This is a genomic window from Desulfofundulus thermosubterraneus DSM 16057, from assembly GCF_900142025.1.
Taxonomy (GTDB): domain Bacteria; phylum Bacillota; class Desulfotomaculia; order Desulfotomaculales; family Desulfovirgulaceae; genus Desulfofundulus; species Desulfofundulus thermosubterraneus.
In genome coordinates this window covers 1-13,438 of sequence record NZ_FQZM01000030.1, presented here as the reverse complement: position 1 = coordinate 13,438, position 13,438 = coordinate 1, and the positions used below count along the sequence as shown (strand labels likewise).

Here is a 13,438-nt window from a genome sequence, read left to right as displayed (position 1 = left end):
TTATGCAAGGACAAGTAAAAGACTCGTATATTATAGCTATTGACGCTGGCGGCACAATGACAGATGCGGTGATTATTAGAAGCGATGGTACTTTTCATATAGGCAAGTATCGGACATACCGCATAGATGAATCTGAAAGTTACATGGGAGCTGTAAAAGCAGTTGCTGATAAGATCGGTGTAAGCACTGAGGAAATCCATAAAAATTGCGATGTAGCGATTTATGCAGGTACTGCCATGACCAATACCCTTATTACTATGGATGGATTAAAAGTAGGACTAATTACTACCAGAGGCATGGAGCACATGTCAATTATTGAAAACGGATTAACATACATCGGACAATCACAAAAGGAAATTTTGCATCAACAATTAAGGAGACATACTGCACCTCTTGTTAAGAAAGAAAATATTATTGGTGTTACTGAAAGGGTTACTGGGGGATCTTATTTTGGAGATGTTCACCTGCCAGCAGGGACAGTTCTAGTTCCACTTAATGAAAAGGAAGTTGAAGATGCCGCAGAAGAATTGATAAAGAATGATGTAGAAGTAATTGGTATCATGTTTTTAAATTCCCATGTTTTCCCTGATCATGAAATTCGTGCTGCAGAAATAGTTAAAAAAGTTATTGAAAAGCACGGAAAAGATATTAAAGTTGTAGCGTCACATGAAATCGCCCCCGTAGGAAAGGACTGTTTCAGGCTTAAAAGTCTTCTTGTGCAATGCTTTGCCGCAGAAAAAGCTCGCAAGCAGCTAGAATATGTTGAAAATGCTGCCAGAAAAGATGGATATGACAAACAGCTTCTAACTCTATTGTCGTTTGGTGGAGCGGTCAGCATAAAGTACCCGAGACTATATGAAACAATCGTTTCAGGTCCAATTGGAGGGCTTACAGCCAGTAAAGAAATTGCAACACTTTTGGATATAAGTCATCTCGCTGTTGGAGATGTAGGCGGAACAAGTTTTGATGTTGGATTAGTTGTAGACAAAAGGATCGAATTAAGGCCTGACTCAGATTTCGCAAAACACAGACTAGTGCTACCAATGGTTGAGCTGAACTCAGCACCCTTGGGTATGGGAACTGAAGTAAAAGTTAATGACTTGGGCAACTTAGAAATAGGACCTGAAAGTGCAGGTTGGCGCGTAGGTGTTTGCCTTGATCATGATAGACTCACTATTACCGATATACACGTAGCGCTTGGCTATATTGCCGAAGATAGTTTTCTTGGTGGGAAAATAATACTTGACAGGGATAAAGCTTGTAAAGAATTAGAAAGAGTTGGTAAATTTATCGGTATACCGGATCTATATCAAGCAGGTGAAGGTATTCTTGAGCTTTTCTTTACCAACCTGCGTGAATTCGCTAGAACACAAATTGAGGCAAAAGGTTTTAATTTAAAGCAATTTGTCTTCCTCGCGTGTGGGGGTGGTGGAGAAACATGCGTGCACGGAATTGCTAAAGGAAAAGCATTTAAGGAGATTATTACAACACCATTCGCATCTGTTTTCTCTGCATATGGTGTCGGATGTTCAGATATTGTTCATAGATACAATAAAGGTATTGTTGGTATTATTAGACATGGAATTAGTGTTAATGAAAAGTCTCAGCTTGTCCATGAGCTTATAACTGAGTGGAAGTCTTTGGAGGAAAAAGCATTTGAGGAGTTTATGTTAGAAGGCGTTCGCAAGGAGGATGTAAAAATTTTAAGAGGTGTGTTCATGCGCTATATTGGGCAATTAGAGAGCTTTGAAACAAAACTTGATTTTGAAGTGGTCAGAGCAGATGATCTTGATAGAATAATTAGGGCTTTTGAAAAAATGTACGAAATAAAATATCCAAGTGCTGCTAAGTTCCCAGAAGCAGGGTATGCTCTTACTCAAGTATTTATTGAGGCAGTAGCTCCAAAAGTTAAGCCTGTCCTTCCTGAATGCGAACTAGCTAGTAAAACACCACCAGACAGTGCATATGCGGGTACAAGGAGGGTATACTACAGGGGTAAATGGACAGACTTTAAGTTATTCCGTATTGAAGAAATAAAAGCTGGAAATGAAATAACAGGGCCGGCAATTCTATTTGACGATATCAGTACTCTGGTTATCGGGGCAGATGATGTGGTTAACTTTGATAAGTATCGTATAATTCACTTTAATTAGTCTTGCTTGTTGTAAATATTTAATTGGTTAAAAGCGGTGCTGTCCTTGCTTAATGCGGTGCTTTACGCCGACAGCACCGCATCCTTTATGTCTTTTTGTACTTTTACCGGATGAAATGTCCCATACTTTTTATAGTTTCTTACCCAGCGACCGACGAGGGTGGGTCAAATTTCATGCCTGCAGGCTACAATAGAGGCGTTGCCCGTTGCAAAGACTTCTTTTACCTGCATTTTCAGTTCTGGCGAGTACTTGCTTCTAGTCATCTAAGATTAGCTCCTTACCAATAATGTAACGAGGACATTTCCCTTGTTTACACTCCTGGGGTGGCCCGTTTATTCCAGACACTGGCCCAAAACCCCGGGCGGCCTTCCACTTGACCATGAAGTGTAACTGACATCCTTCCAAAATCATCATTGAGCCTGTAGCACGGGCAAAAAATGTGGTTCTATTCTGAGCAGGCGACAATAGGTATTGTTAAACTTCATTTTCACGACATATGTTCTGGCGTCAATCAAAAGTTAATGATTAGCAAGTATGCTTTTCTCTTGACACAAAATAATGACTGTTAGTATAATTGTTCCACAAAAGAAAACGCATTCCCCATGCGGAACATAACAATGTGTAGCTGTTCATTGATAGGCCATGGCTGGAGACAACAGCAATCAAAAATGCGTATGGGCGTAAGGGAGGGGGTCTTATGGGTCCGCTGGAAGGTATCCGGGTTTTAGAACTGTCGAGAACGTTGGCCGGTCCTTTCTGCAGCATGTTGCTGGCTGACATGGGTGCCCAGGTGATTAAGGTGGAGCAACCCGGTGTCGGTGATGAGACCAGGGGCTATAAACCGCCCGAATGGGGTGGAGAAAGTTGCTATTATCTTAGCCTGAACCGTAATAAGAAAGGGATCACGTTAAATCTGAAGACCGAAGAAGGCAGGCAAATTGTTAAACAACTGGTTAGCCAGGTGGACGTTTTAATTGAAAACTTCCGTACCGGGACTATGGAGAAATTCGGGTTGGGTTACGACGTTCTGAAAGAAATCAACCCGCGCCTGGTCTATTGCGCCGTAAGCGGTTTTGGCCGTACCGGACCTATGAAGGATGAGCCGGCTTACGATTTGTTGATGCAGGCCTTTGGAGGGCTTATGAGTGTGACCGGTGAACCGGGCCGGCCTCCCGTGAAAGTCGGCTTTTCAGTGGTTGATTTGACCACCGGGCTCTATGCAGCCCTGGGTGTACTGCTGGCGTTGCTGGCCAGGGAAAAAACGGGCCGGGGCCAGTATGTAGAAGCTTCCCTGCTGCAGGCCATAGTGTCGCTGCAAACCTACCTGGCCCAGGGGGTGCTGGCCACCGGCAAGATTCCCGGTCGTTTGGGTTCGGCCCACCCCAACGTGGCACCTTATCAGGTATTTGAAACGCAGGACGGGTACATAATCATTGCCGTACCCAACGACTGGTTATGGAAGAAAATGTGCGATGCACTGGGTCTCGACCACTTAAAAGAACACCCGAAATTCGCGATTAATGCAGACAGGGTAAAGAACCGGGAAGAACTGGTTGCCCTGATGACTGATTACACCAGGACCAAAACTTCCGCGGAAATCCTGGCCAAATTAAAGGAAGCAGGTGTTCCTTCCGGTCCGATTTACAACATTGCCGAGGTATTATCCCACCCGCAAGTGGTTCACCTGGGTATGATTCAGGAAGTGCCACATCCAACCATCGGTATGATGAAAGTGCTGGGGATTCCCATTATAATGTCGGAAACACCGGGTTCAGTGCGCATGGCCCCGCCGTTGCTCGGACAGCATACCGTGGAAGTGCTTTCCGGCCTGGGATACAGTGAGGAAGACATAAACGAGCTGAAAGAAAAGGGAGTAATTTAAGTTGCCGGTCCAAATAAAAAGCCGTGGGAGGAGTAATGATGGATTTTAATATTAACGACGAATTAAGACTGATGGTGGAAACGGTAAGGGATTTTGTGGACAATGAAGTAGATCCCGTCAGCCAGCGTATTGACGAAGAGGATCGCATTCCGGAAGAGATCATCGAAAAGGCAAAAGAAATGGGCCTGTTTGGTCTCAGCATACCCGAAGAATACGGCGGCGTGGGTAGCATCGGCATGCTGGGAAAGTGCCTCATTTATGAACAACTGGGACGCACCTGCAACGGTTTTACCACTCTTATCGGTGCTCACACAGGAATAGGTACGGTGGGTATAGTGGAGTTGGGCACTGAAGAGCAAAAGAAAAAGTATCTTCCGGATCTCGCCTCCGGTGATCGCCTGGGTGCCTTCGCCCTCACCGAACCAGATGCCGGCTCGGATGCGGCAAACATCAAGACAACGGCGGTTCGCAAGGGAGATAAATACATCCTCAACGGCACTAAGCACTTTATTACCAACGCTCCCGAGGCGGACATTTTTACCGTAATGGCTGTTACCGACAAGTCCAAGGGACCCAAAGGAATCACCTCTTTTATTGTAGAGAAAGACTTCCCGGGCTTCCGGATCGGCACCATCGAACGCAAGATGGGCCTGCGGGGATCCCATACCGCGGAGGTCATTTTGGAGGACTGCGAGGTGCCTGTGGAAAATGTGCTGGGCCAGGAAGGCCAGGGGTATGTCAATGCCTTAAAAATATTGGCCAACGGACGGGCCGGTTTGGCCGCGCGCAACCTGGGCTCCATGCAAAAACTGCTGGAACTGTGTGTTCAATATGCCCAGCAAAGGGTACAGTTTGGCAAGCCCATCGCATCCTTCCAGGCGGTGCAACATATGCTGGCAGATATGGCTGTCGATATTGAAACTACCAGGTGGTTCACATATCGAGTTGCCTGGATGGTTGACCAGGGCATGAAAGTGATCAAGGAAGCCGCGGCTGTAAAATATTTTGCTTCCGAGGCCTACTGCCGGGTGGCCGACAAGGCCGTGCAGATTTTTGGCGGGATGGGATACATGAAGGATTTCCCCATCGAGCGGTACTACCGTGACGCCAGAATTACCAGAATCTACGAGGGTACCTCGGAGATCCAAAAGAACATTATCGCAAGCCAGCTGTTGAAGGAATATGCACTGGCCTAGACCGGCCAGACAATCAGCATGTTTAGAGAGATTATTTCCGGGGAGGAGAACAATAATGATAGTTCGAAAGGTTGCCGTGATCGGTGCCGGTACCATGGGAAGGGGAATAGCCCATGTCTGTGCTCTGGGCGGCTTTCAGGTTAACATGCAGGATGTAAGCAGCGAGTATCTGGAAAAGTCATTGAAGATCATTGAGGACAACATGCAAAAAGGGGTGGAACGGGGCAAGGTCAAGCCGGAAGATAAAGAGGCCGCCCTGGCCCGCATCAGCTGTTTTACCGATTTGAAAGAAGCGGCTCAGGATGTGGATCTGGTTATTGAGGCCGTCCCGGAAGATATGAAATTGAAGCAGGACGTTTTCGCCAAGCTTGATGAATACTGCCCCACTCATACCATCCTTGCGACCAATACTTCCTCCATGAGCATTACCGAGATTGCCGCTGCCACAAAAAGACCGGAAAAAGTGATTGGCCTGCATTTCTTCAATCCCGTACACATAATGAAACTGGTCGAAATTATTTGCGGGCTGGAAACATCGGAGGAGACCTACGCAATCTCCGCAGAAGCCTGTAAACAAATGGGCAAGGAGACCGTGAAAATCAACGAGTTTCCGGGCTTTGTGACCACCCGGATCAATGCGCTCATTGGGAACGAGGCCTTTTTAATGCTTCAAGAAGGTCTGGGTACACCGGAGGACATTGACAAAGCCCTCAAGCTTGGTCTGAACCATCCCATGGGCCCCTTTGAGATGGTCGATCTGGTAGGGCTGGATACCAGGTTAAAAATACTGGAATACCTGCATAAAACTCTGGGCGAGAAGTACCGCCCCGCCCCGCTGCTGGTTAAGTACGTTCAGGCGGGCAGACTGGGACGCAAGGTAGGTAAAGGCGTTTATGATTATACCGGGAAGTAGGTGGAGGACATAATGGGTTTCAAAAACCTTATCCTGGAAAAGGAAGAAGGCATTGCCGTGGCCACGGTCAACCGCCCGGAGGTTCGCAATGCCTTAAACCGGGAAACCTGGCAGGAGATCAACTCGTTGATTGACCAGGTGGAAAAAGATGAGGAAATACAGGTACTGATTTTCACCGGGGCGGGGGATAAAGCCTTTGTGGCCGGTGCAGATGTGGCTTCCCTGAAAGAAAGAACCATGCTGGAAACCTTTGTAAACGAGAACCAGGCCACTTTAAACCGCCTGGCCAACATGGAGAAGGTTACCATTGCAGCCATTAATGGCTACGCCTTGGGAGGCGGCTGTGAACTGGCCCTGGCCTGTGACCTGCGCGTGGCCGCTGAAAACGCCAGGCTCGGCCAGCCGGAACTGAACCTGGGCATTTTGCCCGGAGCAGGCGGCACCCAGCGCTTGGCCCGGCTGGTAGGTATTGGTAATGCCAAGGAATTGATTCTAACCGGTGAAATCATTGATGCCGCCGAAGCCTACCGGATTGGGCTGGTTAACAAAGTAGTGCCCGCCGGTGAGGCAGTGCGGGCAGCCAAGGAAATGGCCCAGAAGATAATGGCGAAAGGACCTCTCGCCGTTCGTTTTGCCAAGGCAGTGATCAACTGGGGCAGCAATGTCAGCCTTGAATCCGGCTTAATCATGGAAAGGCTGGCTCAAACAATACTGTTTGGAACAGAGGATCGTTTGGAAGGGTTGACTGCTTTTTTGGAAAAGAGACGCCCGGTTTATAAAGGAAGGTAAAAACAGGTGGCAATTCCTTAAAGCGGGGGAATGAGCGATGAGAAGAGTGGCCATTGTCGGCGCCGGGCAGACGCCTTACGGCGAATTCCCCACCCTGGGGGTGAAGGAACTTTTTGCCTGGGCCTTTAAAGACATGCTACATAGTGTGGACAAGGGAATAGATCCCAGAGAAATTCAACTGGCCTATATCGGGTCCCTGAGCGCAGGGAGCGGGTTTCAACTGGGACAACTTGCCGCTCTTTTGATGGGGCATGTGGGGTTGCCTCACGTTCCGGCCATCAGGGTGGAAAATGCCTGTGCGTCCGGTGGTTTTGCCCTGTACAGCGCCATTTGCGCGGTGGCTTCCGGCAAGTGTGATATCGCACTGGCCGGAGGGATAGAAAAGATGCGGGATGTTTCCTCCACCAAGACGAAATACTGGTTGGGTATTTCCGGAGACACCGAATTTGAAAGGCTGGCCGGGTTGACCTTTGCCGGCATCTATGCCCTGGTGGCCAGCAGGTACATGCATGAGTTTGGCTTAACCCGGGAGCAGCTGGCCAAGGTGGCCGTGAAAAACCACAGACACGGGGCCATGAACCCCAAGGCGCAGTTCCGGCGGGAAATTACCCTGGAAATGGCCGTGGCAGGGGCACCGGTGGCCTATCCCCTGAATATCTGGGATTGTTGTCCCACCACTGACGGGGCTGCGGTGGTCCTGCTGTGCAGCGAGGAGCGGGCAAGGGAATTCACCGATCATCCCGTTTATATTATTGGCTATGGTGCCGGTACCGACTACCTGGCCGTGCAGGACAGGGATTGCATCACCAGTTTCAAGGCCGCCCGCATGGCCGCCCAGGAGGCATACAAACAGGCCGGGGTAAAACCGGAGGACATTGACTTTGCGGAAGTGCACGACTGCTTCACCATCGCGGAAGTGGTGGCCTACTATGACCTGGGATTCTGCGAGAAGGGAGAAGCCGGCCGTCTTCTTGATGAAGAGGCTACTTCCCTGGGCGGACGTATCCCCGTTAATGTGAGCGGCGGGTTGAAGAGTAAAGGCCACCCTATTGGGGCTACCGGTTGCGGGCAGGCCTATGAAGTATTTAACCAGTTGCGCGGGCAGGCTAAAAACCCGGAGCGGCAGATAAAGAACGCCGAAATTGGCCTTTCCCACAACGTGGGCGGGTCTGGTGGGACGGCGACGGTATTCATTTACAGGCGGGAGGGGTAGCAAGATGGCAGTGGGGATAGTCGGTTATGGCGCATACCTGCCCCGGTTAAGAATAACCAAAAAGGAATACCAGCAAGCCTGGGGTAACTGTGCCGCCGGCATTAAGGAAAAAACCGTCATGGATTTTGACGAAGACGCGTTAACCATGGGCGTTGAGGCGGCCAAAGAAGCCCTGAAATGCGGCATAAACCCCGAAGAGATTGAAATACTATGCTGGGCTTCCACTAATCCTCCCTACCAGGAAAAGATGGTATCGGGAGCCGCTGCGGTTATGCTCGGCCTGAGGGAGGATGTAATAGCTACCGAACACGGCCAGTCCATCAGGGCGGGCAGTGAGGCTTTATTGACGGCCTGGGCTTTTCTCAGTGCCGGCAGCGGCCGGAACGCCCTGGTGATTGCCGCCGATGCGCCGCGGGCTTGCCCGCGGGAAAGCATTGAACATGGTCTTGGTGCCGGTGGTGTAGCCTATATTTTAGGTACGGAAAATCTCATTGCTGAGATAGACGGCTTCAATTCTTTCGTCAATGAAATGCTGGGGGAGCGCTTCCGCCCTGCAGGCGACAACAACCTCAGAGATATAGGTGTACGGGCTTTTACGTTCGCATCCTACAACCAGCTGGTCACCCGGGCGCTCCAAAGCCTGATGGAGAAGCTGGGTAGGAAGCCTTCTGATTACAATTATCTGGTTATTCAAGAGATCGATGGCCGCAGTGCGAAGAGTGTGGCCAAAAAACTGGGGTTTGACGAGGAGCAACTGGCTCCCGGCCTGCTTTACGAGCAAACCGGCGACACGGGTGCTTCCTCTGCCCTGTTGAGCTTGGCGGCTGTCCTGGACCAGTCCAAACCCGGGGAAAAAATTTTACTGGCGGCATATGGATCCGGTGCGGGAAGCATGGCCGTTAGCTTAACGGTTACCGGTGCACCTTTAAAGGAAGGAAGAAACACGGTCAAAAAGCAGCTGGATGAAAATATAACTTACCTTGGCTACGCCCAGTACCTGCAGGTTAAAAGATACATCTAGCGAGGTGATTTACCAGTGGGAGCCCATATATCCATACCCATGTACCAGCGGGCAGTCAAGCAGCGCTACCGCCTGGTGGGCCTGAAGTGTCTGAAGTGCGGCAAAATAAATTTCCCGCCCAAAGCAGGATGCAAGTATTGCGGTAATTTCGATCAATTTGAAGAAGCACAGCTAAGCGGCAAGGGCAAGGTTTATTCATATACCATTATTGCCGGTGCCGGGGCGCCACCGGAATTCAGTGAAGAGGCGGCCTACCGCCGGTTCTACCCGGTGGTGCTGGTGGAACTGGATGAAGGGCCCCGCATTGTGGCCCAGCTGGTGGATGTGGAAAAGGATCAAGTAGAAATTGGCATGCCGGTGGAACTGGTCATCAGAAGAATATACACGGAAGAAGATGTGATCAGGTATGGTTACAAATTCCGGCCCAAAAAAGATTAATTCATGAAGAAAAGGCAGAGATGTTGAATGCCATACCTTATGCATAACGACCTAAAAATTTACTACCAGGAGACAACGGGCCGAGAGCCGCTGATAATATTTGTTCATGGTGCGGGAGGTTCCGGCCGGCGATGGTCCGCTCAGCTGGAAGCCATCAAGGGTTTATACCGGGCGGTAGCCCTGGATTTACCCGGGCACGGACAATCCGGCGGGAGACCTCTTGCCTCCATTACCGAGTACGCCGAGTTAGTTGCTGGTTTTGTCGATACCTTACCCAGCAGGAAATTCGTTCTGGCCGGGCACTCCATGGGCGGCGCCATTGCCCTGGAGTTTGCCCTGCGCCATGCGGAAAAATTGCAGGGGCTCATACTGGTAGGCACGGGAGCACGACTGAGGGTGAATCCGCAGGTTCTGGATACCCTGGCCGGGGGTGAATTGCCGCTGCACAATATAAACAATCTCTTTGGTTCTGCCGTTCCAGAGAGCGTGTTGCAAAGCTTTAGGCGAGAAATGGAAGGGCTTCCCTCTGCGCTATATCTCGCGGATTATCTGGCCTGTGACAGTTTTGACCGGATGAGTGACATTCAGAAAATCAAAGTTCCCACCCTGATCATTGTTGGGGATGAAGACAAAATGACGCCGGTTAAGTATGCCCACTACTTAAACAATCAAATAGCAAACTCCCGGCTAAAGATTATTTACGGTGCCGGGCATATGACTATGCTGGAAAAACCCGGTGAAGTAAACAAAGCAATAATTGACTTTTTAAATATGATACGGGCAAACTGAGTGGCGGTAATCAACCCGGAAGGCGTCAGCCTGATCATGAACCTTTACGATGAATTTGCCGTGGAAGAAGCCCTGCGCATCAAGGAAAAAACCAAAGGGGAAGTAACCGTGGTCAGCATGGGCGGGCCAAAAGCCCAGGACGTCCTGCGCCAGGCCCTGGCCATGGGCAATGCTTCTGGATAGCACGGACATTTTGGCCTGGGAGAGGCCACCTGGATGAAGAATGACATTAATCGCCAGGAAGATATTTGGGCCCTTGGCTATGCCTGGGGTTACCGGACCGCATCTGAGAGGGAACTGAGATTTTTTATGACTAATGTCCTGACTGCACCAGTACCAACTGGAAGAAATTATACGACCAGCAGAGTTCGATCCAGTGCTGGTTTGTGCTGCTAAAAACCAAAAATTATACCAAAACCAAATTTTGATTACCGCAACAATAAAATGTATTTCTGCTCATCATAAGGAAATTCTGCAAATAAAGGTAACTCTGGAGTGATCAAGCGGTGGAGTACAGAACGATAATAGTGGAACGTGAAGAAAGCGTTTGTAGAGTATTCCTCAACAAACCTGAATCTTTAAATGCCCTCGACCTGGAGATGCGGGCCGAATTAAGCGATATTATTGAGGCTGTGCGTAGCGATCCTAAAATTAAGGCCATGATTATTAGTGGCAAAGGGCGTGCTTTCTGCGCAGGGGGAGACATCAAAAGCATGCAGCAGCCTTTTAAACCGCTGGACGGCAGGAAAAGATTAAAGGAGTTGCATCGCTGGTTAACTAATTTAATTCATTTGCCCATTCCTGTAATTGCTGCTGTAAATGGTATTGCTGCCGGAGCGGGATGCAATCTCGCACTTGCCTCCGATATTATTATCGCCTCGGTAGATGCCAAGTTTGCTCAATCCTTTGTTAAAGTTGGATTAATTCCCGATACGGGAGGTCTCTATTTCCTACCACGATTAATTGGGCTCAACCGGGCAAAAGAACTCATGTTTACGGGTAGAATGATAGATGCACAGGAAGCGAAAGAAATTGGTCTTGTTAATAAAGTAGTGGAAGCAGATAAACTTCTTCCCATGGCAAGTCAGTTAGCCTTTGAGTTGGCGAATGGAGCTACAAATGCTATTGCGCTGACAAAGAGGATTTTAAACTTAAGCCTTAATTCTGACCTGGAATCTGTTTTGGAATTTGAAGCTCTGGCACAGGATATCTGCTTCGGGACAGAGCATTTTATCGAGGGAAGAAATGCTTTTTTGGAAAAAAGGAAACCTGTTTTCAAGTAGAACGGACTTTTTATATTTGATGTACTTAAGTATTAATCCCCGTGAATTAAAGAGGGGGATTTTATATGGAGTGGCGCACTTATTACCGGAACCGGACATTGAGCCCTGAAAAGGTCGTAAAGATGATAAAACCTGGGAATGCGGTCGGATTGGGTGAAATGGCTGGTGAGCCCCGCACAATTATAAAAGCCATGGCTAATCATCCTGGCAATTTACAGGATGTTAAAGTTTTTCAGGGACTATCCATTGGTCCGGGTGAGTTGGTTACAACTGAAGGGATTAAGATTTATACATATAATGTAGGACCTGCGTTTCGTAAAGCAGTTTTAACAGGCAAGGTATGTTATCTTCCTCTTCGTTACTCACAAATTGAAAGATTTTTAGACATGAAAAAATGTTTGGATTTTGCTTTCCTTCAGGTTTCACCTCCTGATAATGCAGGGTATTGTAGTTTTGGGCTTGTTGTTGGGGCTGCCAGGGCCTTTATGAGGAACGCACGGTGTGTGATAGCAGAAGTTAATGAACAAATGCCCCGCACAAATGGTGATACTCTGGTACATGTAACTGAATTCGATTGGTTCATAGAAACTACTTACCCTCCATTAACCCCAAAAAATGCTCAAGGTGGTGGTGTAGCGCGAAAGATTGGGGCTTTTGTTGCTGAATTGGTGCCCGATGGTTCTACGTTGCAATTGGGCATTGGAACCCTCATGGATACCCTGTTGGATTGTTTAAGTGATAAGCACGATCTGGGAATCCATTCTGGCATACTGGGTGATGGTATTGTTCCTCTTATAGAAAAAGGTGTCGTTAATGGTCGGTTCAAAAGTGTTTATCCCAATAAGGTAGTCACCGCAAGCGTATTGGGTACTGAAAAACTATATGAGTTTGTACATTTACATCCCTTAATCGAATTTCGTCCTTATTCTGTTACTCATTCTTCTAGTGTCTTAAGCCAGATAAAAAATTTTATCGCTATAAACTCAGCTGTCGAGGTGGACCTGACTGGTCAAGTAAACGCAGAATCGCTTGGCAGGTCGCATATCAGTGGCATTGGAGGTCAGGCCGATTTTGTAAATGGTGCCTTAAATGCCCCTGGAGGCAGGTCTATTATCGTTCTACCCTCTACCGCCCGGGGGGGAAACACTTCTAGGATAGTTCCGTTTCTTGCGGAGGGTGCTACTGTTAGTTCTTTGCGGAGCGATGTGCATTTTATCGTTACTGAGTATGGAGTGGCTGAATTATGGGGCAAAGATATAAATCAGCGGGCACAGTTGCTCATAAACATAGCACATCCAAATTTTAGAAATTATTTGCGCCAGCAATTTACTCACTGGACTAATTGACATGAAGCAAGATTGTTGTTCCTTCCGTTGTCCGGTTCTTCGTGGTGGAAGATTACTAAGGGAAGGTGTTATTTAAATGAAGGTAGTAGTATTCACCAAGCAAACCTTTGACACGGAAGCCAAAATCACCCTCGACGCGCAGGGCAAAATCAACCCGGAAGGCGTCAGCCTGATCATGAACCCCTACGATGAATTTGCCGTGGAAGAAGCCCTGCGCATCAGGGAGAAAACCAAAGGGGAAGTAACCGTGGTCAGCATGGGCGGGCCAAAGGCCCAGGACGTCCTGCGCCAGGCCCTGGCCATGGGCGCCGACCGGGCTGTGCTCATCACCCCCGAATTGGAAGAAATAGACGAATACACCACGGCCACCATCCTGGCCAAAGCCGTATCCCGCATGGAATACGACCTCATTTTG

Annotated in this window: 12 protein-coding genes and 1 pseudogene; all 13 read left to right on the top strand. The window is 48.5% G+C overall.

The features are described 5' to 3' along the window. The first annotated feature begins 2 nt into the window (after positions 1-2). Complete coding sequence (locus BUA65_RS11675; RefSeq protein WP_072869861.1) at positions 3-2,153, top strand: hydantoinase/oxoprolinase family protein; 2,151 nt, start codon at positions 3-5, stop codon at positions 2,151-2,153. Positions 2,154-2,850: 697 nt separating this feature from the next. Further along, complete coding sequence (locus BUA65_RS11670; protein ID WP_072869859.1) at positions 2,851-4,035, top strand: CaiB/BaiF CoA transferase family protein; 1,185 nt, start codon at positions 2,851-2,853, stop codon at positions 4,033-4,035. Between the two features lie 38 nt (positions 4,036-4,073). After that, positions 4,074-5,231, top strand: a complete 1,158-nt coding sequence (locus BUA65_RS11665) for an acyl-CoA dehydrogenase family protein (protein ID WP_072869857.1) — start codon at positions 4,074-4,076, stop codon at positions 5,229-5,231. A gap of 55 nt (positions 5,232-5,286) precedes the next feature. Beyond that, positions 5,287-6,144: a 3-hydroxyacyl-CoA dehydrogenase gene (locus tag BUA65_RS11660; protein ID WP_207543895.1), complete on the top strand. Its 858-nt coding sequence runs from the start codon at positions 5,287-5,289 to the stop codon at positions 6,142-6,144. A gap of 12 nt (positions 6,145-6,156) precedes the next feature. Continuing rightward, complete coding sequence (locus BUA65_RS11655) at positions 6,157-6,933, top strand: enoyl-CoA hydratase/isomerase family protein (protein ID WP_072869855.1); 777 nt, start codon at positions 6,157-6,159, stop codon at positions 6,931-6,933. A gap of 37 nt (positions 6,934-6,970) precedes the next feature. After that, the gene (locus BUA65_RS11650) at positions 6,971-8,146 is read left to right on the top strand and encodes a thiolase domain-containing protein (RefSeq protein WP_072869854.1); all 1,176 of its coding nucleotides are present in this window, start codon (positions 6,971-6,973) and stop codon (positions 8,144-8,146) included. A gap of 4 nt (positions 8,147-8,150) precedes the next feature. After that, a complete protein-coding gene (locus BUA65_RS11645; RefSeq protein WP_072869852.1) occupies positions 8,151-9,167 on the top strand; it encodes a hydroxymethylglutaryl-CoA synthase in 1,017 nt (338 codons plus the stop codon). Positions 9,168-9,182: 15 nt separating this feature from the next. Next, positions 9,183-9,605 (top strand): Zn-ribbon domain-containing OB-fold protein, encoded by a 423-nt coding sequence (locus tag BUA65_RS11640; protein ID WP_072869850.1) that lies wholly within the window; start codon positions 9,183-9,185, stop codon positions 9,603-9,605. 27 nt (positions 9,606-9,632) lie between these two features. Beyond that, on the top strand, positions 9,633-10,394 hold the full coding sequence (locus tag BUA65_RS11635) for an alpha/beta fold hydrolase (protein WP_072869849.1): 762 nt from the start codon (positions 9,633-9,635) through the stop codon (positions 10,392-10,394). Beyond that, positions 10,395-10,562 (top strand): annotated as a pseudogene (locus BUA65_RS11630) (electron transfer flavoprotein subunit beta); the annotation flags it as partial. A 359-nt stretch (positions 10,563-10,921) separates the two neighbouring features. Further along, complete coding sequence (locus BUA65_RS11625; RefSeq protein ID WP_165613245.1) at positions 10,922-11,677, top strand: enoyl-CoA hydratase/isomerase family protein; 756 nt, start codon at positions 10,922-10,924, stop codon at positions 11,675-11,677. Between the two features lie 65 nt (positions 11,678-11,742). Beyond that, the gene (locus BUA65_RS11620; RefSeq protein WP_072869846.1) at positions 11,743-13,023 is read left to right on the top strand and encodes an acetyl-CoA hydrolase/transferase family protein; all 1,281 of its coding nucleotides are present in this window, start codon (positions 11,743-11,745) and stop codon (positions 13,021-13,023) included. 76 nt (positions 13,024-13,099) lie between these two features. Next, the coding region (locus tag BUA65_RS11615) for an electron transfer flavoprotein subunit beta/FixA family protein (RefSeq protein ID WP_439328942.1) at positions 13,100-13,438 on the top strand (339 nt) is incomplete at its 3' end.